Source organism: Ereboglobus luteus (genome assembly GCF_003096195.1).
Lineage (GTDB): Bacteria > Verrucomicrobiota > Verrucomicrobiia > Opitutales > Opitutaceae > Ereboglobus > Ereboglobus luteus.
This window is the reverse complement of sequence record NZ_CP023004.1, coordinates 849,114-876,034: the sequence shown is the minus strand read 5'-3', so window position 1 is coordinate 876,034 and position 26,921 is coordinate 849,114. Positions and strand designations below refer to the sequence as shown.

19 protein-coding genes are annotated in these 26,921 nt (G+C 57.5%); 10 read left to right on the top strand and 9 right to left on the bottom strand.

The features are described from left to right. Window positions 1–37 precede the first annotated feature (37 nt). Window positions 38–7,366: an autotransporter outer membrane beta-barrel domain-containing protein gene (locus tag CKA38_RS03275; RefSeq protein WP_108824211.1), complete on the top strand. Its 7,329-nt coding sequence runs from the start codon at window positions 38–40 to the stop codon at window positions 7,364–7,366. Between the two features lie 57 nt (window positions 7,367–7,423). Here the strand turns inward: CKA38_RS03275 and CKA38_RS03270 are convergent, their stop codons facing one another. The 5 genes from CKA38_RS03270 to CKA38_RS03250 form a co-directional block, all read right to left on the bottom strand. After that, entirely contained in the window at window positions 7,424–8,710 is a 1,287-nt protein-coding gene (locus CKA38_RS03270) for a UDP-N-acetylglucosamine 1-carboxyvinyltransferase (RefSeq protein ID WP_108824210.1), read from the bottom strand. Window positions 8,711–8,873: 163 nt separating this feature from the next. Then, window positions 8,874–9,890, bottom strand: coding sequence for a hypothetical protein (locus CKA38_RS03265; RefSeq protein ID WP_152032642.1), 1,017 nt, complete (start codon window positions 9,888–9,890; stop codon window positions 8,874–8,876). A 242-nt stretch (window positions 9,891–10,132) separates the two neighbouring features. Then, window positions 10,133–11,038 carry a hypothetical protein gene (locus CKA38_RS03260; RefSeq protein ID WP_108824208.1) on the bottom strand — a complete coding sequence of 302 codons (906 nt, stop codon included), beginning with the start codon at window positions 11,036–11,038 and terminating at the stop codon, window positions 10,133–10,135. After that, the gene (locus tag CKA38_RS03255) at window positions 11,038–11,673 is read right to left on the bottom strand and encodes a sigma-70 family RNA polymerase sigma factor (RefSeq protein WP_108824207.1); all 636 of its coding nucleotides are present in this window, start codon (window positions 11,671–11,673) and stop codon (window positions 11,038–11,040) included. The genes CKA38_RS03260 and CKA38_RS03255 overlap by 1 nt, the downstream gene beginning before the upstream one ends. Window positions 11,674–11,816: 143 nt before the next feature. Beyond that, window positions 11,817–13,244: a CCA tRNA nucleotidyltransferase gene (locus CKA38_RS03250; protein ID WP_108824206.1), complete on the bottom strand. Its 1,428-nt coding sequence runs from the start codon at window positions 13,242–13,244 to the stop codon at window positions 11,817–11,819. Between the two features lie 236 nt (window positions 13,245–13,480). On the opposite strand from CKA38_RS03250, the gene CKA38_RS03245 reads away from it, so the two are divergent. After that, window positions 13,481–14,221 carry a TorF family putative porin gene (locus tag CKA38_RS03245; RefSeq protein ID WP_108824205.1) on the top strand — a complete coding sequence of 247 codons (741 nt, stop codon included), beginning with the start codon at window positions 13,481–13,483 and terminating at the stop codon, window positions 14,219–14,221. A 167-nt stretch (window positions 14,222–14,388) separates the two neighbouring features. Then, complete coding sequence (locus CKA38_RS03240; protein WP_108824204.1) at window positions 14,389–15,585, top strand: aminotransferase class I/II-fold pyridoxal phosphate-dependent enzyme; 1,197 nt, start codon at window positions 14,389–14,391, stop codon at window positions 15,583–15,585. A 66-nt stretch (window positions 15,586–15,651) separates the two neighbouring features. On the opposite strand, the gene CKA38_RS03235 is transcribed toward CKA38_RS03240, so the two are convergent. Further along, the gene (locus CKA38_RS03235) at window positions 15,652–16,443 is read right to left on the bottom strand and encodes a (Fe-S)-binding protein (RefSeq protein WP_108826383.1); all 792 of its coding nucleotides are present in this window, start codon (window positions 16,441–16,443) and stop codon (window positions 15,652–15,654) included. 154 nt (window positions 16,444–16,597) lie between these two features. On the opposite strand from CKA38_RS03235, the gene CKA38_RS03230 reads away from it, so the two are divergent. The 6 genes from CKA38_RS03230 (at window position 16,598) to CKA38_RS03205 (ending at window position 22,132) form a co-directional block, all read left to right on the top strand. After that, on the top strand, window positions 16,598–17,542 hold the full coding sequence (locus CKA38_RS03230; protein WP_108824203.1) for a phosphodiester glycosidase family protein: 945 nt from the start codon (window positions 16,598–16,600) through the stop codon (window positions 17,540–17,542). A gap of 619 nt (window positions 17,543–18,161) precedes the next feature. Continuing rightward, complete coding sequence (locus tag CKA38_RS03225) at window positions 18,162–18,680, top strand: PEGA domain-containing protein (RefSeq protein WP_108824202.1); 519 nt, start codon at window positions 18,162–18,164, stop codon at window positions 18,678–18,680. Between the two features lie 49 nt (window positions 18,681–18,729). Next, complete coding sequence (locus CKA38_RS15250) at window positions 18,730–19,989, top strand: carbon-nitrogen hydrolase family protein (RefSeq protein ID WP_152032641.1); 1,260 nt, start codon at window positions 18,730–18,732, stop codon at window positions 19,987–19,989. Further along, entirely contained in the window at window positions 19,935–20,705 is a 771-nt protein-coding gene (locus tag CKA38_RS15245) for a hypothetical protein (RefSeq protein ID WP_152032640.1), read from the top strand. Before CKA38_RS15250 ends, CKA38_RS15245 begins: the two co-directional genes overlap by 55 nt. A 3-nt stretch (window positions 20,706–20,708) precedes the next feature. Then, window positions 20,709–21,551: a class I SAM-dependent methyltransferase gene (locus CKA38_RS15240; RefSeq protein ID WP_152032639.1), complete on the top strand. Its 843-nt coding sequence runs from the start codon at window positions 20,709–20,711 to the stop codon at window positions 21,549–21,551. A gap of 11 nt (window positions 21,552–21,562) precedes the next feature. Next, window positions 21,563–22,132 (top strand): RBBP9/YdeN family alpha/beta hydrolase, encoded by a 570-nt coding sequence (locus tag CKA38_RS03205; RefSeq protein ID WP_108824198.1) that lies wholly within the window; start codon window positions 21,563–21,565, stop codon window positions 22,130–22,132. Between the two features lie 174 nt (window positions 22,133–22,306). Here the strand turns inward: CKA38_RS03205 and CKA38_RS03200 are convergent, their stop codons facing one another. Then, window positions 22,307–23,608 (bottom strand): transposase, encoded by a 1,302-nt coding sequence (locus CKA38_RS03200; protein WP_108824197.1) that lies wholly within the window; start codon window positions 23,606–23,608, stop codon window positions 22,307–22,309. 714 nt (window positions 23,609–24,322) lie between these two features. Here CKA38_RS03200 and CKA38_RS03190 point away from each other — a divergent pair. Next, entirely contained in the window at window positions 24,323–25,072 is a 750-nt protein-coding gene (locus tag CKA38_RS03190) for an energy transducer TonB (protein WP_161554701.1), read from the top strand. 75 nt (window positions 25,073–25,147) lie between these two features. Here the strand turns inward: CKA38_RS03190 and CKA38_RS03185 are convergent, their stop codons facing one another. Both CKA38_RS03185 and CKA38_RS03180 read right to left on the bottom strand, forming a co-directional pair. Then, a complete protein-coding gene (locus CKA38_RS03185; RefSeq protein WP_108824194.1) occupies window positions 25,148–26,365 on the bottom strand; it encodes a glycoside hydrolase family 88/105 protein in 1,218 nt (405 codons plus the stop codon). Window positions 26,366–26,625: 260 nt separating this feature from the next. Further along, on the bottom strand, window positions 26,626–26,886 hold the full coding sequence (locus CKA38_RS03180; RefSeq protein WP_108824193.1) for a Sec-independent protein translocase subunit TatA/TatB: 261 nt from the start codon (window positions 26,884–26,886) through the stop codon (window positions 26,626–26,628). Between the last annotated feature and the right edge of the window lie 35 nt (window positions 26,887–26,921).

The following is a 26,921-nucleotide window of genomic DNA, read 5'->3' as shown; positions in this document are numbered from 1 at the left end:
TATTAGCAAACCAAACACTCAAGCATCTATCGTATCCATGAACTCGCACACCAGTAAGACCACTCCGCACATAAACAGCGGGAATTTGTTTTATCTATTCCTGCTCGGCTTGATCGCCGCACTCACGCCGCTCGCGCGCGCTGTTGATTATGAAATCAGCAGCGGCACGACCGCCTATCCATCCGGGCTGCATCTGAACGAGGGCGACGCCATCATTCATACCGGCGGCACGCTTTTTGTCGGGGGCGCTGAGGGTATCACGGGAGACGGCGTGTATAACATCAGCCAGGGCTCGCTTGTTGTCGATGGCTCCGACCTGACAATTGCCCCGGCGATTGTGTTGCACGAAAGCACCGCGGGGCCGTTCGTTTTTGACACGGCAAGTTACAACGCCTCCATCACAAACAACATCACGACCGACGCCACCGGCAACTACGGTTCGGGCGGCAATGGTTTTCTTAAAACAGGCGAAGGCCGCTTGACGCTCTCCGGAGAAAGCCGCGAGTTCAACACCCTCATGATCGCCGGCGGCGGTGTGAGTCAAACGGCCGGACTCACCCAGGCCTCGGAGTTGGCGATCGGCACCGGCGCGGGCAAAACCGCCACTTACGAACTTAGCAGCGGCACGATCAACGTCGTCCAAAGCGTCAAGGCCGACGGCGTCTCATTCCAGGCGGGTTCGTTCCGTGTTGGTGATTTCGGGGGCAGCGGCACGTTCAACCAGACCGGCGGCAGTGTCATCGTCAGCAGCACGGGCGCGTTCAATATCGGCAACCAGGGCGGCACCGGCGTATACAATCTCAGCGGCGGCGAGCTCGTCCTCAACCAGGATCTCCACAATATCGGTCGCTCCGCAGGCTCGAATGCCGCCAGCCACGGCACTGTGAATATCAGCGGCGGCACGCTCGCGTTGCAAAACGGAGCCGAGTTCATCGTTGGCAATTACAACAAGGACGACGCCTCGCAAGGCATCGTCAACCAGACCGGCGGCGTTGTCACGGTCGATGACGGCTCGCGCATTTATTTCCAGGGCAAGTCGACAACCACCACGAGCAAATACAACCTCGACGGCGGCGTCCTTCAAATCGCGGGCAACGGCCTCAAGGCTCTCAACGGAGTGCTCTATGAATTTAATTTCGGCAGCGGCACGATGCAAGCCGCGGGCGAAGGCATGAGCAGCGAGGCAAACATCAACCTCACTGCCGGCACCGCGGTCTTCGACACCAACGGTCTCGAGTCGACACTTACCGGTGTCATCACGGGCGGCGGAAAACTCACGCTCGCGGGCGACGGTGTGCTCCAGCTTGGAAACGCCGCCAATAATCTCAGCGGTGGCATCGACCTCGCCCGGGGCGGCCTCCGCATCACCTCCGCCGAAAGCCTCGGCACGAAACTCTCCAATGTAAACTTTGCCGGCACGCCTGAAACCACTTCCGGCACGCTCATCGCCGCCGCAAACTCAAACGTCCTCTTCGACAACGAGGGCGGCGCCGGCGGCAACCGCATCGACATCACCACCGGCAAATCCGGCGCACTTCACGCCGAGGCCGGTTCGACTCTCACCATTGCCGGCAACGACGCGGGCGCGAACAGCGGCGGCGCGATTAACGTCGGCGCCGGTGCGCGCTTCGACATCTCCGCAGCCGATGGCGCCACGCTCGCGATCACCAGCAACACTGCGTTCGGCGGCGGCGCGATTCAGAATGAGGGCCGGGTCAATATTTCCAACGCCGCCCTTTCGCACAACGTCTCCACGGGCACCTACGGCGCGGCGCTTTCCAACAGCGGCGAGGCCACGCTCACCGCGGTTGAAATTTTCAGCAACACCGCCAACCGCTACGGTGGCGCAATCCACAACACCGGCACGCTCACCCTTGCCAACGCCAACATCCACGACAACTACGCCGACCAAGGCGCGGGCGGCATGACCAACAGGGCCGGTGTCGCCACGATCACGAGCTCCACGCTTTCCAACAACACCGGCGACCAGCTCGCGGGCGGCGCGCTCTATGTTTATTCCGGCGGCACGCTCACGCTGGACGACGTGCTCTTTGCGAGCAACACCACCAACGGCAACGGCGGCGGCGGCGCGATGATCACGGAGGGCTCGGACACCCGCGTCAACGGCAGCGGCGTTCGCTTTGAAAACAATTACGCCGAGGGCATCGGCGGCGCGATTCGCAACAACGGCGGCGAACTCAGCCTCTCGCAATTCGAGTTCACAGGCAACCGCTCCAACGCCCAGGGCGGCGCGATTCACAACGGCTACAGCACCACGCTCGAAAGCGGCACCTTCGCCGAAAACACTTCCTCCGCGGAAGGCGGCGCCATCTACAACCTCCTCGGCGAGGCCCGCCTCACCGTCACCGACGCGCTCTTCAGCAGCAACACAGCCACGGGCAAGGGCGGCGCGGTTTACAACTATGGCGGCGAGATCGCATTCGACCAAGTCACATTCAGCAACAATACCGTGCTCGGTTCCAACGGTGCGGGCGGCGCGATTCACAATGAAAACGCCAATGTGCGCGCCGACGTTTCAAACGCGCTCTTCGACGGCAACACCGCGGCCTACGGCGCGGCAATCTCCAACAAGGCCGGAGCCATCACGATTACCAGCGCGACTTTCGCGAACAACACCGCCGGCGCCGCGGGTGGCGCGATCTATAATTACGGCAGCGGCACGATGACCTTCGTCGATGTTCTTTTCGACGGCAACGCGGCCAGCGACGAACTCTCCGCGGGCGGTGGCGGGGCGATCTTCAACGAAGCCTCCTATCCGAACGTAATCACCGGCACCAACGTCGTCTTCTCGAACAACACCGCGTCCAGCGCCGGCGCGCTTCGCAACAACAACGCCTATGTCGCCCTCACCAGCGCCACGTTCTCGAACAACCAGGCCACCACGGGCGGCGGCGGCGCGATCTACACCGCGGGCACGCTCTCGCTCACCGATGCCAGCTTCATCGGTAACAGCGCGCACTTCGCCGACAGCGGCGGCGCGATCTATGTCGAGAGCGGTCTTGTTGAGCTCAATGTCACCGCCGGAAACAACAGCCTCTTCGAGGGCAACACATCCGCCGGTGTCGCCAACAGCATTCGCCTCGCCGCCGCCGGCACACTTGCCGTCAACACCGGGGCCGGCGCCACGCTCGACACGCGCGATCCGGTCAGTGGCAACGCGGCCAGCGGCAACACACTCATAATTACAAAAGCGGGCGAAGGCGCCTGGAACCTTGGCGGAGCGAACACATTCACACAGGACGGCACGGGCAAAACCATCCTCAGCGTGCAATCGGGCGTGCTCGCTGTCGGCGAGGACTCGGCCCTCCGGCTCGACGGCGCGGACTCAGTGCTTGAAATCGCCGCCGGCGCCACGCTCGGTGTCGCCGTCTCGGAAAATCCCTCGGTCACAACGGGCAATCTCAACGCCGCCGCGGGTTCGATTATTGACGTTGATGGTTATGACGGCTCCACCGGAGTCTACACGCTTGTCAGCGCGAGCAACGCCATCGCGCGCGACTACAAGCTCACCGTCGGCGGCGCCGAGCTTTCCACCGCGGTGACCGAGGACGTGTTCATTGCGATGCAGGAGGACACCAGCGACGCGAACCAAATCCGCATCAACGCAAACGGCCTTGTGTGGAACAACACCGCTGTCAATTCCGCGCACGGCACGTTCCTCATCGACGCGGGCGTCTTCACCCTTAGCGCCACGCTTGCCGACAACTTCACGGCCGGCGCGCGCATGGCGCTTTGGGATGGCGAATCGCTCAAGAAAACCGGCGCGGGCACGCTCGTCCTCACCGCGCACAACACCTACACCGGCACCACGTTTGTCGAGGCAGGCGCGCTCATCAACACGGGCACGCTCGACAGCACGGTCAAGGTTGACGCCGGGCTTTTCCGCAACGACGGCGAAGTTGGCAACTCGGTCACCAACGCCGCGCTTGCCGAAAACAACGGGCTGATCACCGGCGACGTCACCAACACCGGCACCTTTGCAAACGCGGGGACGATTTCCGGTGCGTTCGTGAACAACGGCGGCGAGGCGGCCAACGACGCGGCGATCACGGGTATCGTGACAATCGCCGCCGGCTCATTTGCCAATAACTCCGCCGGCACGCTCGACACACTGCTGCAATCCGCGGGCTTTGTTTCGAACGGGGGGCTTGTCACCACGGCCACTGTTACCGGCGGCGAAACCACCAACACCGGCACGATCACAACACTCTCTCAAACGAGCGGCGTTGCCACGAACAACGCGTTCATCTCGGACGCCGCGCTTTCCGATGCCGCCTCGCTTGCAAACAGCGGCACCATCGACTCGGCGACATTGGCCGGCGGGCTTCTCACCAACAGCGGGGAGATCACAACCGCGGCCACGATCACCGGCGGCACGCTCTCCAACACCGGCGGCAGCATTCTTGGCGCGGCCACAATCGACACCGCGGGCACGCTGATCTTTGAAAGCGGCGCAATCGCGAACGCCCTCGTCAACAACGGCGTGCTCACTTATGCGAACGCCGACGCCCACACGCAATCGAGCGAGATCACGGGCAGCGGCAGAATTGCCAAAACCGGCGCGGGAGACCTCACGATCGGGGCCGGTGTGAGCGCCGCCACGCTCGATATCGCCACGGGCAAACTCACCATCGCCGACACCGGCACACTCACGCTCACTGGCGCGCTCAATGTTGGCGCGGACTCCACGCTCGGCATCACCATCGGCACGGGCACATCCGTCATCGCCGACACCGCCAACTTCAACGAAACCGGCAAACTCGACATCACCGGCTACTCCGATGCCAACGCCGGGCGCACCGTCATCCACACCACCGGAGGCATCACCGGTTTCAGTTCGAGCAACGTCACCATCGCCTCGCAATCCACGGTCGATTACATGAAGGCCACCGCAGGCATCATCGACACCGACCTCGTTGTTGACACCGTTCTCAGTTGGAACCTCACCGACGGCACCGCGCACGGCAACTTCACCATCGCCGAGGACCAGACCTTCACCGTCAGCAGCGCGCTCGCCGACAACACCGTCGCGTCCGCCGGCTGGGATGGCGCTTCGCTCACCAAACTCGGCGAGGGCACACTCGTCCTCTCGGGTGAAAACACTTACACCGGCACCACCACCGTCAGCGCCGGCACGCTTGAGAACACAGGCATCATCGCGGGCGCGCTCGTTGACAACGCCGCCGTGTTGCTCAACACCGGCACCATCACCGCCGACGTCTCGAACGCCGCCACCGCCACCAACTCCGGGCTCATCAGCGGAGAGGTCACCAACAGTGGAGCGCTCACCAATAACGCCGACGCCACACTCGCCGCCCTCAACCAAATCGCGGGCGCGACCGGCAACGCGGGTCTCGTCACCGAGGCCACCGTTTCCGGCGGCGAACTCGTCAACACCGGCACCATCGACAACCTCGCCGTCACTGATGCCGCCAGTCCCGTTGCAATCCCGGCTCTCGCGCGGGCCACGGCCCTTGCTGCTGAAGCTTCCGGCACTGTGAGCAACGACGGACTCATCAGCAATGCCGTCATCTCCGGCGGTGAATTGAAAAACAACAGTGGCGCGACAATCACCGCGCTCGACCAAACCGGGGGTGTGGTTACGAACGCCGGTTTCATTGCGAGCGCGATCACAAGCGGCGGCCTGACAAACTCGGGCACGCTCGATTCGCTCGAGCAATCCGCGGGCCTCGTCACCAACGACGGCGTGCTCGCAACCGCGGTCGCGATCAACGGCGGCACGCTCGCCAACAACGGCGTTGTTGCCGCCGCCACAACCATTGGCGCGGACGGCACGCTCCTCTTCAACTCCGGCAGCCTCGCCGCTCCGGTCGCGAACGAAGGCGCGCTCACCTTTGCCAACGACGACGCCTACACGCTCGACCAGGTTGTCAGCGGCGGCGGCTCGCTCAACAAGACCGGCGCGGGCGATCTAATCATCGCCGTCGCGCAGTCCCACACCGGCAACACCAGCGTGGGCAACGGCACGCTCGTCCTCGGCGCGGCCAACGCTCTCGCATCGAGCGCCCTTGTTGATCTCGCCGCCAACACCACGCTCGATCTCGGCGGCTTCAATCAAAGCCTCAATGCGCTCTCGCTCGCGAACGGCTCGCTCGTCAACTTCAACAGCGTCGATGCCGATTACGCCACGCTCACCGTCGGCACACTCAGCGGCAGCGGCTCGTTTGCCATGCGCGCCGATCCCGCCGCGGGAGCCGCCGCGCACGATACGCTCGCGATCACCGACGCGGCCAGCACGGGCAATTACCAAGTCAGCGTCGCGCTCGACAGCGCCATCACCGACTCGTTGCAAGTCATCGAAACGACCGCGCCAAGCGTCATCTTCACCGGCACCGCCGAATATGGTCTCGATGCCTACACGCTCGAAAAAACCAACTCCGGCTGGCAGCTCGGCCTTGCTGGCAACAGCACCGCGGGCGATGTCGTTCTCTCGACCGCCGCCGTGTTGAGCAGCGACTGGCTCTACGGATTGGACAGCGTGAACCTGCGCCTGGGCGATCTTCGCGCCACGCCCGCCGCGCGCGGCGACGTTTGGGTGCGCACCAACGCCTACCGTCTCAACGGCGCCCCCGGAGCCCCGGGTGACACCTTCCGCCAGACCACTTGGGGCGTGACCGCCGGCGCCGACGCCGCCATCACCGCCGCCGAGTCCGGCAACGCGATTCTCCTCGGCGGATTCGTCCAGGCGGGACGCAGCGACCGCACCTACGATCACTCCGGCAAGAGCGATACCGACACCTTCGCGTTCGGCGTCTACGGCACCGCGCTTCTTGGCGACGGCTGGTTCATCGATGCCACGCTCAAATACGACCGCTACAAAAACGACCTCGACGCCCGCGGCGCCGGCGCCGTTCGCACCACGGCCGATTACAACAACAGCGCCTTCGGCATATCGCTCGAAGCCGGTCGTCGCATCACCCTGAGCACCGACAAACGCTACTGGGTCGAGCCCTCCGTGCAGGTTGCCACGGTCTGGATCGATTCCGCCAACTACACGACAAACGACGGCCTGCGCGTTGACATTGGCAGCTCGACCGCCTGGCAGTATCGCGCCCAAGTGCGCGCCGGCGCCAACTATGGCAAATGGATTCCCTACGTGAAGTTTGCCGGTGCCGGGCTGGACACCGACGGCGGCAAGGTTCGCACCGATGCCAACGACAGAACCTACACCGCGGATTTCGACGGCGCGCGTTTCGAGACCGGCGTGGGTGTCGGCTACCTGATCAATTCGAGGAGCCAGTTGTATTTGGATTATGAATACAGCAAGTCCTCCTCGATCGAGCGCCCCTGGGCCGTCAACCTCGGCTTCCACCGGGTCTGGTAAGCAAACGGAAACATTTCCTCAAACGCACAAGGCGCGCTCTGATGAGCGCGCCTTTTTTTATTTCCACTCCACCTCGGCGCCGAGGGTTTGGAGATTTTCGACGAAGCGCGGGTGGGCGCGGCGGATGGTGTCGGCGTTTTTCACCATGCTGCGCCCCGGGATGCTCGCGGCGACCATGTAGAGCGCGATCGTGGCGCGGATGATGTAGGGGGCGTCAACAATCGCCGGGCGCAGGGGTTTGCTGCCGAAGAGCGTGATGCGGTGCGGGTCGCTCACAAGGATGTGCGCGCCGAATTTCGCGAGCTCGGGGATCCACGAGAATCCGTTTTCATAGACCTTGTTCCAGAAGTGAACCGTGCCGCGGGCGCGCGTGGCGAGGGCGACCATGAGCGGGAGGAGATCGACGGAGAAATACGGCCAGGGCGCGGCTTCGATTTTGGCGAGGAGGTTGGTGGTGTAGGGCTCCTCAATGACGAGCGACTGGTTGCGGCGGACGATGGCGGTCGTGCCTTCGTGCTCGATGGTGACGCCGAGCTTGGCAAAGGCGCGGGTGATGAGGTCGAAGTGTTGCGGCAGGGATTTCTCGACGCGGATTTCGCCGCCGGTGATCGCGCCGAGCGCGAGGAAGGTGACGATTTCGTGGTAGTCGCTCGATATGCGCGCGGTGCAGCCGTTGAGTTTTTTGACGCCGCGCACGCGGAGCATGCTCGTGCCCGCGCCTTCGATTTGCGCGCCCATGAGGGTGAGCGCGGCGCAGAGGTCCTGCACGTGGGGTTCGCTGGCGGCGTTGATGAGCGTGGACTCGCCGTCGGCGAGCGCGGCGGCCATGAGAAAGTTTTCCGTGACGGTGACGGACATGTAATCGCCCCAGTGGCGCGCGGCGCGGAAGCCGTCGGGCAGGGCGATGACGAGCGGTTCGCTTTCGTCGATCACGGCGCCGAGCTTGGCGAGGATTTCGAGGTGGGGGTCGATTTCGCGGACGCCGAGCGAGCAGCCGGTGGCGTTGGCGGGGATGACGATTTTTTTGACGCGGCGCAGGAGGGCGGGGTAGAGGAGCACGGTGGAGCGCATGTCCTGCGGAAGCTCGTGGTTGACGAGTTCGTTTTTGAACGCGCCGTGGTCGAGGCGCATGGTGCCGGCGGCCTTGTCCCAGTCGATGCGCGAGCCCTGGCGCGTCATGAAGGCGACGATTTTGGCAATGTCGGTGATGTCGGGGACGTTGTGGAGCGTGACGGGTTCGTCGGTCAGCAGCGTGGCGCAGACGAGGGGGAGCGCGGAGTTTTTGTTGCCCGAGGGGATGATGGTGCCGGAGAGCGGTTTGCCGCCGTTGACGATGAGATCCATGGTTAAATTTTGGATTTTCGATTTTGGGTTTTGGATTGGGAGCTGCGGCTCCAAATTCATTTTCGCGCGGAAGCGCGCAATCGAAAATCCAAAATCGAAAATCCAAAATAAAAAAGGCGTCCGAAATGGACGCCTTTGCAAGGTTTTGTTTGCCGTTGTGGAATTATGACGAGGGGCCGGCGTTGTTGTCGCGGTTGCCTCCCCGGTTGCGGTTGCGTCCGCCGCGGCGGCGGTTGCGGTCACCGCGGTCTCCACGATCACCGCGGTCGAAACGGCGCTCGCCGTTGCTGTCGCGGTTTTCGTTGCCGCGATATTCGCCGCGAGGGTTGCGGTTGCGTCCGCCGCGATGACGGCGTCCGCCTTCGCGGTTGCGGCGTCCGTTGCGTTCGCCTTCAGTCTGGGCGGGCTGGCCGGTGGGCTCGTCGGAGGAGCCTCCGAAGAGTCCCTTGATCCATCCGAAGAAGCCGGTGGATTTTTTCTTTTCAGGAGCGGGCGCCGGCGCAGGTTGTGTCGCGGGGCGTTCGCTGACGGAGTCGCGCCGTTCACGGCGGCGTCCGCGTTCGCGATCACCGCGGTCCGTGCGGGGCTGGAAGGTCGGGCGTTCCTTTTGCTCGGGGGCGAAGGAATCGCTCTGCCAGCTTTGGGCGCGCCTTTGTTTTTGCTCGGGAGGGAGGATGTTGAGCTCGGCCTTGGCCTCGGGTTCGCCGGTTTCCGCGGTGGCGGTTTCGGGCGTTGTTTCCGGAGCCGCCACGGCTTGCGTTTCGGCGGGAGCCTCGGCGGTTGGCGTGGTGGTTTCCGCGGGTTGCTCGGGAGCTTGCGCGGCGGTCGGCTCGACGGGTGCCGGGTTGGCGTCCGTCGTTTCCTGTGCGGGTTCTTGCGCCGCTTCGGGGGCGGCGGGTTGTTCCTCCTCGGGGGCGAACGGGTTTTTGTATTCGCGGGCGGTGGTTACGATTTGGATCGCGGTGGGTTTGTATTCACCGGCGGTTTCGCCGGTTGCGGTGGCGGTGTGGGTTGCGCGTTTGCCGCGGGCCAGGCCGGAGCCCCGGCTGCTGCCGAAGGCGGGGGCTTGTGCTGTGGCGGCAGCCTGCTCGGTTGCGGGCTGGGCGGGTGCGGGTGTTGCGCTAACTGTCGCGGCGGTTGCCACCGTGGCGTTGTCGCCGGACGTTGCTGGTTCTGACATGTGGTGTGTGTTTGTTGTGTTGTTAAGGCGCTCTCCATTAGCGGGTGCGCCGGGTTTTGTGTGAGGCGACCGGAGCGCGGTTAATGGGTGCGCTCAACAGTCGAAGCTGAAAAGTGTCATGATGCTGATCGGGTTGCGCAACTGCAAAAACATGGGGTTATTGCGGGCGGGGGTTCGCCGAAAAACAAAAAAGCGACGCGGGCGTCGCTTCTGTTTTACACAAGTTGTTTGTTTTCCGATTGTTAAAACTTGATCGTCAGGGAGTCGCCAGTGGTGGCGATGCGGCTGATCGAATCGGAAAGGGCTTTGTCGTCGAAGCGGCTTGTGACGCGTTCGCGGAGGCGCGCAACACGCGGATTGTCCGTCGCGGCGTTTGCGACGGGAATGGTGTTGTCGGCATAGGTGAGGAGACGCGCGCGGCGCGGGTCGGCGGTTTCCTGCGAAACGGATGCTGCGGGCTCGGCGTTTGCGGTTGCGTATTCGACGGTTGCGTGGAGCAGCTCGCCGGTGATCGCGACGGGTGTTGAGAAGAACGCGGCGGAAGAGGCAGTCTTGGTTGTTTGCGACTTTGCGCCGAAGAGCGTGAACCGGGCCGGCGAGTCGTCGTTGGGAAGGGGGGCTGCGTTTGCGGTGAAAACGGTGCGCGCGGTTTCGAGGTGTTCGGGCGCGACGGGTTTTTCGACGGCGGCCTCGGCGGCGGTTTGCCGGGCGGGTTTTTGCGGTTGCGCGGTTACGACGACGGGTTGGTGCGTCACTTTCGCCTGCCGGATCGCGGGCGCTTTTTTGACGGGGGCGAGTGTCGCGATGGCGGGCGCGGCGACTTTTGCCTCGGGAAGGGTTTGCTCGGCGGTGACGGCGGGCGCGGCGGCCGGGGGGGCGTTGCGCCAGACGATGAAGCCGATTGCGATGGCGGCGGTGGCCCCGGCGGGAATCGCGATGGCGATGCGCGGAAGCGCATGCCACCAAGATTGCTTTTCCTGGATGGCGGCTGCGATCTGGCGTTGTTTCAGCTGATGGCTAAAGTCCGCCCAAAATTCGGGCGATGGTTGTTCGGCGCGTTTTTTGAATTGCAGCAAGTCCTCGACGGTAACCGTGCTTTCCGTGCGCGGTTGGGCGGGCGGGGTGGTGTTGCGTTTGCGTCGAAACATTATGCGCGAGTGTAGGCCTGAAGCTCGGCTTGGAGGAGTTGTTTCGCGTAGTGCAAACGCGAACGCACGGTGCCCACCGAGCATTCCATAATCTCGGCGATCTCCTCGTGACTCAGGTTGTCGATTTCAAATAAAGTTACCACGGTGCGATGCTTGATAGACAATTTTTGCAACGCTTCGTTCAATTTTGTCTGGAGTTCCTTCACGTAGAGCTCGCGATCGGCCCCGTGTTTATCCGTCAGTTTGGAAATGAGTTCCGCGTTTTGCCCCTCGTCGTGGATTTTCTCGAAGCTGAAGAAGGAGCGGAGGCGGTTTTTGCGCAGGTGGGTGAGGGTGGAGTTGACCGCGATGCGATAAAGCCAGGTGAAGAAGGACGACTGGCCTTGGAAGCGGTTGATGGATTGGAAGGCCTTGATAAAAGTGTCCTGGGCGAGATCCGCGGCGTCCTCGCGGTTTGAGGTCATGTTGTAGATGACGCCGAGCACGCGTTCGCGGTATTTGAGGACGAGGCGGTCGAAGGCGGTGACTTCGCCTGATTGGACGCGCTGGACGAGCTGCCAGTCGGAGTCGGCTTCCATCTGGCGGTCGGGCGAGGCTACCAGTGTTTTTCCGATGGTTTGTGCGCCGATGTTCATGGTGTGACGTGGTTGATCTGACAGGTGCAGAGTATGTGCGCACACTGCGGGCATGCAAATGAAATGTCGCTTTATGACATAAATGTAATGTTCGGTTTACGGAGGGGGGAAGAGCTTGGCGGGAGGCGGAATGAACAGTGCGACTATTGGGGATTCAAATGTGCATTCAGCCATTCGAGCGCGCCGGCTTCGTCGGTGAACGCGCCTTCGAGTTGCGCCTCGAAGGCGGCGGTGAGGATGGATTTGAATTGTTTGCCGGGGGCCATGCCGGCGGCGATCAGGTGGCGGCCTTGCAAGATGGGGCGCGGGGCGGAGTCGGCGATTTCGAGGCGGTGCGCGGTTTCGCGCAGGAGTTCGATAAGGTTGAGCGTTTCGGGCGAGTGTTTTGGCGGGCGTCCGTCGTGGTCGGCGCGCATCACGAGGCAAAGGTCGTCGATTGTCGCCGGGAGCAGGCGGCGCGCGAGGCGGCGCACGGCGGTGTCGGAGAAAATGGCGCCGTTGCCGCTTTGGCCGTTGTGGTGCGCGAGGTGGTTGAGCACGAGGGGGACGATGCGATCAATCGTCTCGCGGGGCGCGCCGATGCGCTGGAGAAATGTTTCCGCCGGCGGGCCGCCCGCGGCTTCGTGGCCGGGGCTGATCCAGCGGAGTTTGCCGCGGCGCTCGGCGTATTGCGTGGTGGAGGGCTTGCCAAAATCGTGCGCGAGCACGGCGAGGAGAAGCGCCCGGCGGCGGGGCGGGGCGGCGGCGCGCCAGTCGTCGAGGCGCGCGAGGGCGTCGCAGCAATGCGCGGTGTGCGTGAAAACGTCGCCTTCGGGATGCCAGCTCGGGTCCTGCGGGGTGCCGCGCAGCGCGGCGAGTTCGGGGAAGTGCGCGAGCCAGCCGGTTTGCTCGAGCACTTCGAGGCCGCGCGACGGTTTCTCGGATTTTTCGGCCCACTTCTGCCATTCGCCCCAGATGCGCTCGACGGGAAGCTCGGCGAAGGCATGCGCGATGGCGCGGCAGAGCGCGACGGTTTCGGGGGCGAGCGTGAAGTCGAAGCGCGCGGCGAGCTGGAAGGCGCGCAGGACGCGCAGCGGGTCCTCGGTGAACGCGGCGCTTGTGTGGCGGAGCACGCGGGCGCGCAGGTCGCGCTCGCCGTGATGCGGGTCGATGAGGCCGGCGCGGGGATCGTTTTTTTCGGCGGCGGCGAAGGGATCGTAGGCGATGGCGTTGACGGTGAAGTCGCGGCGCGCGGCGGCGTCGTCGTCGCTGAGGTTGGGTTCGGGGGCGACGGCGAAACCGCGATGCCCTGCGCCGGTTTTTGATTCGCGGCGGGGCAGGGAGAAATCGTATTCGACGCCGTCGATGCGGAGTTTGATCACGCCGAAGCTGCGGCCGACGATGTCGGTCGAGCCGAAGGGCGCGAGGATGGCGTGCATTTGCTCGAAGGTCGCGCCGGGCACTTCGATATCGAAATCCTTTGGCTCGATCCCGAGCAGCCAGTCGCGCACGCAGCCGCCGACGAGGCGCGGGCGTCCGACGGCGCGGAGCGCTTGCATGACGGCGAGAAGTTTTTGCGGAATGCGCATCATCGGATTGCGGGCGTTTCTGCTTGCGGGTGGATTGATGAAAACTGGCTTGTAAATGGCGCCGGGAAAAAACCGTCGCGCGGGGCGGAACGATTGCGGCGATGCTGTGTCGGATATTTCGCACGCAGAGTCAAACGGGTCGATTAAATAAAGACTTGTGTTGCCATGTGTGCATATCTTTCTATCAACGAAAACCCGCACAGGCGGACTGCTCCACTTAACTACAGACAATCAAGACAATGAAAAAAATTGCCATCCTTATCACCATGCTCGCGGGTATTGCCGGGCTTACGGCTTCCGCGCAACAGTCAGCGACCTCGTATAAAGTTACGACGGATTTTAGCTATACATCCCAGTATGTGTTTCGCGGTTTGAAGGCCGCGAGCGACGCGTTCACACCATCGGTCGAAGTCGCGGTTGATGATTTTTACGCCGGCTTGTGGACGATGCAGCCCGTCTCCGACTGGCGCGGTGAAAGGCCCCAAAACGAGGTCGATATTTACGCCGGTTATAAACACAACCTGACCGAGACGATTTCCCTCGAGGGCATCGCAACCTACTACTGGTATCCCGACGCCACCGGAGATGAAACCTCGAAGACGTATGAGCTCGGTGTTGGCGCAACATGGTCAAAGAACCGCCTGTCGGCGAGCGCCTACTATTATTACGACTTCCGCAAGGAGGCCAGCACGGTGGTCGGCTCCGTCGGCTACAGCTTCCCGATCGAGAAGCTGGGCACGTCGGTTGACGTTGCGTTCTATCTCGGCACCGTCGGCGCCAACGACTGGGCTCCCGACACGATTGGTGCCAGCCAGAAGAATTCCTACAACTACTACGGCTTCGACGTGAGCATTCCCTATCGCATCCGCGACAATGCGACCGTCACCCTCGGCCTGCACTACGCGAACAACGAAAACACGCCTCTCAACACGCCGGACAACCGTTTCTGGGTCACCCTCGGCCTGTCGATTGGCTTCTAATCCGGACCGGAGAGCCGCTAGCGCAAAATCAATCTCAAGCGAACCCGCCCTTTATGAAGGGCGGGTTTTTTATGGCCGGTCGCTGCGTGCGGAGCTTTCGCAAATTAGCCTTTGATTAATCGCCGCGGATTCGCGAGCCTGCGCCTTTTCCACAACGAAACCAATCAATGCCGTTTCCATTTTTCCAGAAATCAAAGAAGCCCATTCTCGCGCGCTGCCATGACGACCAGGTCACAAAAATGCGCCTGAAATACAATCCCTATTATCACGCCATGCAGTCGCAGCGTGGCACCGAAATCACCATCGACGGGCGTCCCGCGATCATGCTCGCGAGCAACGACTACCTCGGGCTCTCCTTCCACCCCAAGGTCATCGAGGCCGCCTGCGCCGCGACGCGCAAATGGGGAACCAGTTCCACCGGCGCGCGCATTTCCAACGGCTCGCGCGCATACCATCTGGAGCTCGAGGAAAAACTCGCGGCGTTTCTCGGTCGCGAGGCCTGCCATGTGCACGCCGCCGGTTATCTTTCCTGCGTGAGCGCAGTCGCCTGTTTTGCGCAGAAAGGGGACATCATTCTCGCCGACAAAAACAACCACTCGAGCCTCTGGGACGGAACTCGTCTCTCGCACGCGCAAGTGGAGCGCTTTTCGCACAACAACACCGCCGATCTCGCCGACCTCGCGGAATCGCTTCCGCCCGCGACGCCGAAAATGTTTGTCGCCGAGGGCGTTTATTCGATGGAGGGCCACATCGCGGCGCTCCCCGCGCTTCTCGACGTCGCCGACCGTTACAACACGTTCAACGTGATCGATGATGCGCACGGCTTCGGCGTGCTCGGACGGCAGGGGCGCGGCACGGTCGATCATTTTGGCCTCAACGACCGCGTCGATGTTCTCTGCGGCAGCCTTTCGAAATCGCTCTCGAGCACGGGCGGTTTTATCGTCGGCAGCCGCGCGGTGATCGAGTATCTCCGCACCCATTCCAAGCAGACTATTTTCAGCGCCGCGCTCAGTCCCGGCCAAACCGCCGCCGCGCAGGCCGCGCTCGAAGTCCTGCAAACCGAACCGCAGCATCACGAGCGTCTCTGGCAAAACACCAGGCGTTATCGCGACATGCTCCACTCGCTCAAACTCGACACTTGGGGCAGCGAAGCGCCCGCCATCCCCGTCGTGCTCGGCTCGAAGGAGCGCGTTTACCGTTTCTGGCAGGCGCTTCTCGAAAAAGGCGTCTTCACAGTCATGTCGATCGCTCCGGCGGTGCCTCCCGGCAAGGACTTGATCCGCACCGCGATTTCGGCCCAGCACACCGACGAACAGCTCGAGCGCATCGCCGACGCGATGGCTTACGCCGTGAAAAAATTATAGGTTCAGCCGGCGCATCCTGGCGCGACATAAATCGACTCAATTCGATTTGAGTCGGGTCACGACGATTTAAGTCGAACTGTTCGCAACAACACCGCGCAACGAATCGCGTAGCAGTTGCGCAATGTGCATCGTTTTCACCGGACGCCCGCCTTTTGCGGCAAGACCGCCGAGACTCATCAGGCAGCTTTGGTCGATGGAGACAATCATGTCGGGATTGCCCGCGAGCAGGTGGTCGAGCTTGAGTTCGCCCATCGATTTTGAAATGTGCGGAAACGTCACGGAGAACGTGCCGCCAAAACCACAGCATTGCTCGGACTCGTCGAACTCGAGCACGCGCAAACCCTCAATGGATCGCAGAAGCATGAGCGCGGCCGCGCCAGTCGCCGTGCCGCGCGAGTGACATGAGCGGTGAAAAACAACGGAGGCGGGCGCGTCCACGCGTCCCGGCCACTTGGTGACGCCGAGCCCGTTCACAATGTAATCGACAAGCTCCCATGTGCGCCCGGCGAGTTTCCGAGCGGCGGGAAGCGTTTGCGGCTCCTTTTCGAAGGCGATCAACGCGCCGTGGCGAATCATCGCGGCGCACGAGGCCGAGGGAATGATCAACGGGGCGTCGCCGGTGAACGTGTCGAGCACATGGCGGAGCACTTTGCGCGAGGCGTTCCAGTCACCGCTGTTGAACGCCGGCTGGCCGCAGCAGGTTTGCGCCTCGGGAAAATCAATCGCGCAGCCGAGGTGCTCGAGTATCTCGACAGTGGCCGCGCCCACATCGTCGAAAAGCGCGTCGCACAGGCAGGTGGCCATGAGCTGGATGTGTTTGCCGGTCGGTCGGTCGGGACATTCGTGGTCGCTGGTCATGAGAAAAACAAAATCGTGGGCAAAAATGTGCGCATCTTTATGAGCGAAGTCGAGCAAATGGAAAACCGCGCAAACAACCCCGGGAGCGCGTCTTTTTGCAATTTTGGGATTTGGAAATTTTGCGCGCACTTGTTTGCATTCAGAAACTTCCCCGATGAAAACCCGACACGTTGCGACCGCCGCCCTGTTTTGCCTTTCCCTTCTCTTCTACCATGCCTTGTCCGGCGCGCCGGCAATCGACTGGACCAAGGCGGAGGACATCCGACCTGGAATCAAATTGCTCAAGCTGGATACCGACCAGCCCCGGCTTTTGAAAATCAATCTGATGCGCATCGATCTGCGGACGCCGGGGCTCAAGTTCACCGGCACGCCCCGCGACGCCGACTGGGGAAAGCCCATGCCCGACTACGAGAAAATGGTGATTCGCACCAAGCGCGTCCGCACCCGCGATTTCCTCCTCAACGCCCGCGCGCCAAAAAGCGAGGGCGGACTCGAGCTCGACATGGTCGTCGCCGCCAACGCCGCTCCGTGGAAACCCTGGGTCAAACCATACACCCACAAATACGGGCATCCCCACGGGCTCTGCATCACCGACGGCGAAATCATTTGCGACACCAAGCCCCACCGCGCGCAATTCGTCATCTATGAGGACGGCCGCGCGGACATCGTCACATCCGTTCCCGAGGCGGACTACAAAAAAATCCGCATGACCGTGGCCGGTTTCGCCATCATCCTTCGCAAAGGAGAACTCCAAGGGCAGGAAGGCCCCGTCGGAACCTCGCTGCACCCCCGCATTGCCTACGGCCTTTCTCGGGATCGCAATTATTTCTACATTATAACCATCGACGGACGCCAGAAAGGCTGGAGCCTCGGCGCGAACACACACGAAACCGCCCGTTTCCTCAAGGACGCCGGCAGCTCCGATGCAATCAACATGGACGGCGGCGGCTCAACCACCCTCTGCTACTGGGATGCGAAGCGCCAAACAGCAATCCTCGCCAACCGCCCCACCGCCAAATCCCACGAACGCTCCGTCGGCTCCAACATCGGCATATACTTGGAGGCGTCAGCCCGTGCTGGCGCGCCCGACCTGAATTAAAACGTTCTGATTTTTAACCACGGAGGGCACTGAGGAGCACGGAGAAATTTGTGGAGTGTCGCCGATGGGATCTTTGTTCTTCTGTGCGGGTGTAATTCGAAGTGATATCACGAAACCACGTGCGCGACAGTGAGGGGCTGCTTGTCGGATTGTTGTTTCAATCGAAATCGCAGCCCGCCGAGGCGGAACCTCATCCGGTTTGAAAAACGAAACCCCATACTGACATCACTTTGAACCTGAAAAAACGCTTTTGAACCGCAGATGAACATAGATAGACATGGATAATCAGAGATATACGTCGAAATCCCAGCGCACTTTTTAGGGTAAGGTAAATTGCTATGACTTTTTACTTAACCTGTTTGTATCTGCTTATATCTGTGCTCAGCTGTGGTTGCGTTTATTCATGAATCACTGCTTTTGGATTGAATTGCACCTCCTCCGTGCCTCTCTGTGTTCTCCGTGGTTATCATACTTTTTCAGTTTAAACGCATCTGCAGCGTTGACATGAAAATGCAAAATAACTGTAAAGCATAACGTTCGTTAATTGTTCTCTCCACGAAGCTGTTTTGCCCCGGTCAAAACCAACCCTACCATCCCTATCTTCTCCTCCTCAGCACTCATGAAAAACCCCACCGTCCGGATTCTCGGAACAAGCGCACTCATTGTCCTCGCACTCGTGGCAAGCGGCTGCGCGTCGATCTTAAACAGTGGATCCCGCGACATCAGCATACGATCGCAGCCGGAAGGCGCAAATGTGACCATCGCCAAAGCGGACACGGGCGTTGTCGTCATGAAGGGGACGACTCCGATGTCGGTTTTCCTGTCGCCCAAGCGGGGATATTTCAAGGGGCAGAGTTACAACCTGAAAATCGAGCTCCCCGGCTACACGACCGCCGAGGTTGTGGTGAGTCCAAAAATCTCCGGCTGGTATTTTGGCAACATAATCTTCGGCGGCGTTATCGGAATGCTTGTCGTCGATCCCGTGACCGGCGCGATGTGGAACCTATCCCCCTCCCAAATTGACCGCGAAATCAACCCAGCCCAAGCCCAGCTCATAAAGCAAGGCGACGGATTTTTGGTCGTCATGCTCGAAGACGCCTCCGCTGCGGAACGCGAGCGGATGCTGGAGGTGAATTAATTCAAATAATCAAAGCAGAGCCTACAGGGTATTTCGATATTCACACAACATGAGTTTCTCTATAAAAACGATAGATTTTCAAAAAGAACGAAAAGAATGCGCTAGGGTTCTGCTTGCTCAACCTTCTTGGGTGCAAGAGGATTGGGATATCATAGATGGCCTTTATTTCCCCAAAAATATAAACAAAATTCAAATATTCATCGATAATGTCCTAGAGCAGGCTCGCATCAAAAAAGCCTCATTAGTTGTATTTCCTGAATTAAGTGTGCCCGACACTCTAATAAATATTATAAGAGCTTGGGCTTTTCAAAACGATTGCATGGTTTTAGCGGGAAGCCATTATGCTAATACGGAACATGGTTATATCTCTAGGGCGCCACTAATTTTTGATAACAATGTGTATTACACTGAAAAAATAGTTCCCGCGCCAATAGAAAATTCGCCTTTTCTTGGAGATCGTGAAGGATTGCAATCTGGAAAAAACATATTTATATTTAAAAACTCACATATAGGGAATTTCTCGATACTTATTTGCGCTGACTATTTAGACACAACTAAGCAAATAAAAGAAACATTATATGAAAAAGATTTAGATTTTTTAATAGTTCCGGCCTTTCAAAAGAATTCATCAAAATATCACGATCGAATGCATGTAGATTGCGACAACTCAAAAAACGGAATTTATATTATTTATGTTAACAGTGTCATGGATGGCATGGCTGATGGAAAATCGTCATTATTTTGCGTTATGGATAATCTTTTCAAGGGACACTTTCACAGAAAAGGATTGGCCAAGACTACTCATTCGACTAAAATACTCGAATTCCCTGAAAATACAGATTTCCTTACCCTCGAGATTGATATTGACGAGAAACGTCCCCGTTTGGGTAAGAATGTGACTGCTAAATCAAATGTTCGTGTTCTGGATCCAATTTCTACGCAAAATGATCCAGAGACTAATATTGATTCAATGAGAAAAACGCAGATGCTATATATTAAACAAACTATACGGCATAGTGTGGAAAAATTGATGGCTAAACATGGATTGAATGATGCTGATTGGATAAAAGCCCCTTCATCTCAATTGTTTTTATCTTATATCGCTAAATCCTTGATCCTTACAGAAAGTGAAGAACATGAAGATTTACTCAATGCGTTCTTTAAGTTTTTTACACCACGAGCTGACGATTCGTTGAAAATAATTCAGGAGCGTGTGGCCATAACCCCGAGGAAACAGAGAAAATATATAAGTATATGCTTAGAGAGGATGAACTTGATCCGTATTACAGAGTTTCTCAAAAAACTATAGCGTCAAATATCAATGCGAAACGTCTGGAGGAAAACTATCTATACGCTGTGGCACTTGGAATATCATCATTGAATCCATCGATTTTTATGACTGCTGTTAGCGACTCTGCCATAAATTATTTAATTTACAGAAAAACGCCTTCATCTTTGGATCATCATGGTGGTTGGTATCCCTATCGGATGCCTTGGGTAACAGCTCGCGTGTTGATAAGTATGTCTGCTATTGACACAACAAAACGCCCAGATGCAATTAATATTAAAAATGTGATGTCCTCGGGCTTGGAGTCTTTATTAAATCGGGTTACTAAGGAAGGATATTGGCGAAGTGGTGTAGGCGATTGGATGTCCCAGTGGGAATCCACGGCGCTGTGCTTAGAGGCGTTTTTGTGTGTCGATGGCACTGAAAAGAAATACAAAATCATAATAGAATCTATAGTTAATAATATCTTGAAAAATAAAAAATGGAATATCTCGACTACAAATGATTTATCCCAGGATACGTGTATTCTTGACAATGTAATTATGATTTCAGTTTTTCTCCGTATGAATAATACTTACATAGAAAATTTTTTGTCAACAGAGGATGAAAGAAAATATTATGAATATTGTCAGTCCGTTATGCACTGGCTCGAAGAGCGCGAGGATATATCGAAAAACCAATTTTGCACAATCCCCCAGATAATGGCATATAGTTTATTCGCTACTGAGGATATATGAAGCATGTGGACAAAAAACACAGCAAATGCTTGGAATAATTATTTTCCACCTAATAGACCGTCTAATTATGAGTTAGCGGTGTGCGCACGCTATATCACTGAAATAAGGAGAACAATAAAAAGAAAGCCGAGGTTATTAGTATTAGGGTCGACTACGGAGTATCGCACACTTGGAGTCGAAGAAAATTGCGATGTAACTATCATTGATAATAGTATTGAGTATCACTCAGCTATATCAAAAGAGTTGAAGTATTTACGAGCAAAAGAAACTATTGTTATAAGCAATTGGCAAAACATGAAATTTTTTAATGAATTTGATATGATTGTAGGAGATTTAGTCATAGGCAATATGCACGCACGCGAAATTGATAATTTTCTTGAAAATATTCGACGTGCGCTTACACGCAATGGCATATTTATAACTAAAAGTTTTTTCTACAACCGCGATAGAGAAATACTTCACCCGTCAAGTTTTTTTAAAACCTATGAAGACAAATATTCATATTATGATCCATTTCCATTCAATGCATATAACTTATCTGTATATAGTATGAATCGAAATAGTTTTGTTCTGAAATTTACAGAAATGTTTGATGTTGTGCTAAAGTCTTTCTTCGATGGTTTTATAACAGAAAAAACATTAAACAGATATAAGGAGCTGGGGTGGGAGGAGGCTCTTAACACGGAATTTTATATGATGCCAAAAGATTTATGGGAGTTTAAATTGAAGTCAGTATTTGACAATTATATAATAGAATATGCTAGTTGTTATTTTTGGAGTGAGGATTTCCCCTTTTACATAATACAAAGCAAACAGGTGCTCGAGTTTCTTAGTCGTCATAAATAACAATAATAAATATGAAAAACAATGCATTCGTAATACATGGTTCGTTTGGTTCTCCATTTGAAAATTGGTTTCCGTCACTACATAAGCGACTATGTGCTAATGATTGGACTGCTATAGTCCCACATTTTCCGAGTCCGCAAGGCCAAACTTTTCTAAGTTGGTGCGCTATTCTAGATAGTTATCGGCAAGCGCGGATATTGACCGATAAATCTGTTTTTATATGCCATAGCTCAGCGTCTCCTTTTGTATTGAAGTATGCAGTCAGAAAACAATTGAATTTTAGGGGACTGGTCACTGTTTCAGGTTTTAATAATTTTTATTCAGGTGATGAGGAATTTGATAAAATAAATAGTGAGTTTTACCAGGAAACCCAAGAGTTGCTATTAGCTTCGAGGCATTTTGATAAAAAATATTCTTATTTTTCAAACGATGATCCTTATTTGCCCTTTGGTGTATTAGAAAGTTTCTCAAAAGCGATTGGTTCAACGAAATTCATAAGAACAAACGCGGGGCATTTTAATACTAGATCTGGATATGATTCATTTGATGAAATTGCAGAATTATTGATAAATTCATTTTGATTTTAAAAATATTTCGATGAAACTAGTGCTGATATTGAAGTATTAGAGTTGTCGCTGATTGGTAAGTGACAATCCGAGCACCTACCGGCACGACATTGCCGGATGGCGGTAATGGATAACAATGGTCACCATTTGTAGGTATCAATGGTGACCATTTGCATCAATATTTGTGCGTTAGCCCGAAGCCTTGCCCGCGGGACGGAGCGGCGTCAGGTCGTCCTGATTGGTGATAACGTCCGGTAACTTGCGCAGATTTATAAAAGCCATCGCAGCAAGGGGTAGTGTGCGTCTGTCCTGCCTGGCTTCCTCGCCGCAGGCCTGCGCCCATCCTTTGAGAAGCGCCTCATGGCCATCAGGCCTTACGATAAGCCGCGTATGTGTCGGGGGCGCCGTTTTCGTGCACTGGGTGCGCAGTGGACAACCGGCACAATCCCTCGTGTCTGCGCGATAATACCAGCCCTGCTCGTTTTTGTTGTAACCGCGCCTGCTCAGATTTTTACCCCCGGGGCACCGGAAGGTGTCCGACTGGGCATTGTATATAAACTCCGAAACATGAAAAACCTCGTGTTTTTCGGCCATTCCCTTTGAGCGGAGCGGCTTCATATGGGTGGCTATTCCAAGTGACTGCAGATGTATGAAGTTCTCGCGCGTGCCATAGTGCTGGTCGCCAATTACTGTCTCGGTGAGAGCCCCGCTGTTGTCCTGGTGCTGTTTGACCATCTCCGGCAGGCAAAACCCGTCCCTGATGTGTCCCGGTGTGGTTTGCACGGCAGTGATCACCCCGCACCGGTCATCGACTGCACGATGGCTTTTGTAGCGTGGTTTGGCTGTGGCATACGCACTCCTCGGATCGCGGGCCACCAAGGTTGCATCCGGATCAGTTTTGCTAAAATTGCGACGGTGCATCGGGATGACGCGTCGTCTTTCTTCTTCCATTTCAAATTTAGACTCTTCCACCTCATAGGCTTTGCGCAATGCCGCGACCACTTCCTTGGATGTGGTTATCATGGATGCCCTGGCGGCATCGGCATCGATCAGGCTGCTGTCCAGGTGGATTTTCCTCCCATCGACGAGTCCCAATTTGACGCACTTCCATACCGTGCGGACGAAAAAATGCTCAAAGAGCTCTTTGCCCCATCGCTTGCGCGCCTTCGACAGCACGCTGTGGTTTGGTGTTTGCTCGTCGAGCCCGTAGCCCAAAAACCACAGGTAATCCAATCGCTCCGGCACGATGCGCATCAACTCGCGCTCACTTTTAATATTATCCCAAAACAACAGGATCAAAAGCTTGATGATGACCACTGGATCGACCGACTCATTGCCATTGCAGCCATATAAACCCACCACTTCATCACGCACCCAATTGAAATCGCCCTGCCTGCTGATTACTCGCAGCGGATTGTCCTCCCTCACTCGCTCTTCCAGATTTATATTATAGCTAAACAGAGCTCCCTGCTTGTCTTTGATTCCCATCATGATGTATTATATTACATGTTAACATGCAACATGTTTCATCTTTTTTGATTTGGGCAACAGCCCCCAAGTTTCGCACATTTTAAAAAGTATATAGTCGGCGGAGGAAGGTTATGTGTTGTTTTGTTGTTGGTTCTTTCGTGAGGGTTGAGAGCCGCGCGTAGGCCCGGCTTGGCGGGCCGCAGCGTGGCCTTCAACACAAAGTTCACATCGCGTGCTTTTCGATTATGCTCATGGCTTTCAGATGGCCCATGTCCATGTAACGTTTCTGGCCCCACTGGCTGCCGGCCACATGCCTCAGCCGCGTCTTGTCGTTGCCGAGTGCAGAATGGCTTTATCCTCGCCTTTTTGGTCTCCCGAAACGCTCCTTCACGAGCGACACGACGATTTTTGTCGAGGCGATCCTTGCTTATCTTGCTTTCGTCGGGGCGGATTGGAGGTCGGCGATTATTTTCCGGAGAGGTTCGGGGTAGCAATTTTTGATGGTCACATAATGATACTGGTTCACGCCGTTTGTGGCGGTTGCGCCGGGTGACCAATGCGTGCCTCCTTCGGAATCGATTACGGGGTGGTCGATGAGGCGCGCCTTTGCATTTGGTTTGCACGTTTGCGCGGGCAAGAGACGATGCGGCTTGCGCGACGAGTGATTTTGGGATTAATATCCCGGTGTTCGAAAGCTTTTGGAGCTATTGGAAAGGAGTTCATCCCATGATACCCATGTTAAAAAAACGGACGGCATTCGCGCTTTTGGCGGCGTGCGTGACGGTGTTGTTTTTGCCGACGACGGCGGCCGGAAAGGGAAAGGCTCCGCGTGTCGAGTTGTTGAAGATCGTGGAAATGGTCGAACCGGCTTTTCCCATGAAGCTGACAGTCGACGGCGTGGTGCGCGGGGCGGTCGATGTGATCATCGGCGTCGACGCGGAGGGGCGGCTGGATGACTACCTCGTCACGATGTATTCGAAGCAGGCGTTTGCGGACGAGATCGCCGCGGTTTTGGGGCGGTGGCGCTTCGAGCCGACACGGGTTGACGGCGCGCCGGTGTGGACGCGGGCGATGCTGAGTTTTTCGTTCGAGGCGCAGGGCGTGGTGATCACGCGTGCGGCGCTTGACGGCGTCACCATGCTCACGGGCAGCATGCTGGAGCAGGCGAATCGCGTGCGGGTGTTGACTCGGCAGTCGGAGCTGGACGGGCCGCTTGTCGTCGCGCACACGGTCGCGCCGCTTTATCCGGCACAGTTCGCGGAGAACGGACGGACGGGAGCGGTGACGGTTGATTTTTTTGTGGACGGCGAGGGAAGGGTGCGTTTGCCGGTGGTGGAGGGCGAGACGCATCCGTGGTTCGCGAATTCGGCGGTGGAGGCGATCCTGCAATGGCGTTTCGAGCCGCCGTTGAAAAAGGGGCGTCCGACCGTCGTCAATGCGCGGCAGCAATTCGTGTTCGGCGCGGGCGCGGGCGGGACAAGGTAGTCTTGAATGTCGCTCAACGCGGTGTCGTCGCTGCGCTTTGCCTCCGCACTCCAAGGCATCAGCGTCGTTGCCGGCTTATTCCATGAACGCGTTGGCGCACCAGAGGACGGGAGCCAGGCCGTGGAGATCGCCGGTGATGCGTCTGCGTTTGAGATAGTGCTGGCGGTCGTTTTTGGCATTGGTGCCTTCGCAGACATCGCGGATGCGTCCGTCGGGCTCGAGCCAGCCCACGAGGGCGAGCCAGCCTTTGCGGGCGGCGGGGCCGTAGGTGGCGGCGTCGAGCCAGCCGTGGCGCACGCCGGTCGCAATGGCGTAGGTGAACATGCCAGTGCTGGAGGATTCCTGCCAGGAGGAGGGATCGTCGATGAGCTGGCGCCATTTGCCCTCGGAGTCCTGGTGCTTGAGGAGCGTGGCCATCATTTTTTTGTAGCCGTCCATGATGCGGGCGCGGTGGGTGTGGTTTTTCGGGAGGGCGCGGAGGAGTTCGGACATGCCGGCGGCGAACCAGCCGTTGCCTCGGCCCCAGAAGAATGGGGCGTTTTCGGCATGGAAAAAGAGGCCGTTGGGCTGCTGGAGCACGTCGAGGTAGGAGACGGCTTCGAGGGCGGCGCGATCGAGGTATTTTTTGTCGCCGGTGGCGCGGTAGGCCTGCGTCTGGAGCATCGTGATCATATACATGTCGTCGATCCAGTAGCGGGTGTGCCAGCTCAGTCCGTGCTTGACGGCCTCGGCGGCGGTGGCGTCGAGCTTGGCCTTTTCCTCGGCGGAGATCGACATGCCGCCGGGAAGTTTTCCGGAAGGCTTGTTCCATTGCGCGTCGGCGAGGGTGAGGCCGATTTTCAGGAAGCGTTCGTCGCCCGTGCGCATGTAGAGTTCGAGCGGCACGGAACCGAAGACGGTGGTGTCAACATTGAGCGGCTGGTTGTTGTAGGGCGGCTGTCCGGTGAAGACGGGATCGAAGCGTTTCACGAGTCGCTGGAGAAGCGCGTCGTCGTGGGTTTGTTTCGCGTAGCGCAGCGCGCCCTGCCATGTGCAGGTTTCCACGTAGTGAATCATGTTGCTGCCTTTGTGAATGCGAAGGGGCTTCGAGAGGAACGTCTCGACGAGGCGCGCGCCGACCTCGCCGGGCGAGGTGCCCTTGTCCCACGCGCCGAAATCGTAGTTGGCCTTCGGCGGAGTGTCGGCGGCTTTCTGCCAGGATGCGTGCGAGTGCTTGGAGTTGTCGTTACAACCGGCAAGTGCGATGGCGAGCACGAGGACGCTGAGGAGGAGAGGGCGGTTTTGTGGTGACATAAGGGTGGATTAGGTTCGGAGGGATCTGCGAAAATCGAGCGTGCTCAAGGCAGGTTTATTAGTGCCTTTATATTTCACAATACGAACTAACTGTTTCGTCAGACAAAATAAATGCGATGATTAACAAGACTGCGGTTCGGACGGGTGCGGTCGACGGACACGCCGGATTTGAACAACGCTAAGGAAACAGCTTGTTTGATACAAAAAAGACGACCGGGCGGGTCGTCTTTCGCTGAAAAGAGAATGAGAGAATAATAGGCTCAGTTCGAGCCGTTGGTTTTGACGTTGTCGTCGGCTTTTTTCTTAACCGTTTTCTTGGCCTCGGGTTCGTCGTCCTCATCCTCGTCCTTATCATTTTCAGCAGAGGCCTTTTTGAATTCACGGATGGACTGGCCAAGGCCCTTGGCGAGGGAGGGGAGCTTCGCGCCGCCGAAAAGGAGGAGTAATACGGCGAAGATAATTACCAGCTCGGTGGCGCCGAGGCCGAAGACGGCGAGGATCAAACTTGGGTCGCTATTCATGGTGATTTTCGGGGAAGGTGTTGTTTATTGGATGA

What these genes read in the sequence shown, in the direction of transcription:
- CKA38_RS03275 (WP_108824211.1), top strand. Translation starts at nt 38, where the DNA reads ATGAACTCGCACACCAGTAAGACCACTCCGCACATAAACAGCGGGAAT.
- CKA38_RS03270 (WP_108824210.1), bottom strand. Translation starts at nt 8,710, where the DNA reads ATGGATCTCATCGTCAACGGCGGCAAACCGCTCTCCGGCACCATCATC.
- CKA38_RS03265 (WP_152032642.1), bottom strand. Translation starts at nt 9,890, where the DNA reads ATGTCAGAACCAGCAACGTCCGGCGACAACGCCACGGTGGCAACCGCC.
- CKA38_RS03260 (WP_108824208.1), bottom strand. Translation starts at nt 11,038, where the DNA reads ATGTTTCGACGCAAACGCAACACCACCCCGCCCGCCCAACCGCGCACG.
- CKA38_RS03255 (WP_108824207.1), bottom strand. Translation starts at nt 11,673, where the DNA reads ATGAACATCGGCGCACAAACCATCGGAAAAACACTGGTAGCCTCGCCC.
- CKA38_RS03250 (WP_108824206.1), bottom strand. Translation starts at nt 13,244, where the DNA reads ATGATGCGCATTCCGCAAAAACTTCTCGCCGTCATGCAAGCGCTCCGC.
- CKA38_RS03245 (WP_108824205.1), top strand. Translation starts at nt 13,481, where the DNA reads ATGAAAAAAATTGCCATCCTTATCACCATGCTCGCGGGTATTGCCGGG.
- CKA38_RS03240 (WP_108824204.1), top strand. Translation starts at nt 14,389, where the DNA reads ATGCCGTTTCCATTTTTCCAGAAATCAAAGAAGCCCATTCTCGCGCGC.
- CKA38_RS03235 (WP_108826383.1), bottom strand. Translation starts at nt 16,443, where the DNA reads ATGACCAGCGACCACGAATGTCCCGACCGACCGACCGGCAAACACATC.
- CKA38_RS03230 (WP_108824203.1), top strand. Translation starts at nt 16,598, where the DNA reads ATGAAAACCCGACACGTTGCGACCGCCGCCCTGTTTTGCCTTTCCCTT.
- CKA38_RS03225 (WP_108824202.1), top strand. Translation starts at nt 18,162, where the DNA reads ATGAAAAACCCCACCGTCCGGATTCTCGGAACAAGCGCACTCATTGTC.
- CKA38_RS15250 (WP_152032641.1), top strand. Translation starts at nt 18,730, where the DNA reads ATGAGTTTCTCTATAAAAACGATAGATTTTCAAAAAGAACGAAAAGAA.
- CKA38_RS15245 (WP_152032640.1), top strand. Translation starts at nt 19,935, where the DNA reads ATGCTTAGAGAGGATGAACTTGATCCGTATTACAGAGTTTCTCAAAAA.
- CKA38_RS15240 (WP_152032639.1), top strand. Translation starts at nt 20,709, where the DNA reads ATGTGGACAAAAAACACAGCAAATGCTTGGAATAATTATTTTCCACCT.
- CKA38_RS03205 (WP_108824198.1), top strand. Translation starts at nt 21,563, where the DNA reads ATGAAAAACAATGCATTCGTAATACATGGTTCGTTTGGTTCTCCATTT.
- CKA38_RS03200 (WP_108824197.1), bottom strand. Translation starts at nt 23,608, where the DNA reads ATGATGGGAATCAAAGACAAGCAGGGAGCTCTGTTTAGCTATAATATA.
- CKA38_RS03190 (WP_161554701.1), top strand. Translation starts at nt 24,323, where the DNA reads ATGTTAAAAAAACGGACGGCATTCGCGCTTTTGGCGGCGTGCGTGACG.
- CKA38_RS03185 (WP_108824194.1), bottom strand. Translation starts at nt 26,365, where the DNA reads ATGTCACCACAAAACCGCCCTCTCCTCCTCAGCGTCCTCGTGCTCGCC.
- CKA38_RS03180 (WP_108824193.1), bottom strand. Translation starts at nt 26,886, where the DNA reads ATGAATAGCGACCCAAGTTTGATCCTCGCCGTCTTCGGCCTCGGCGCC.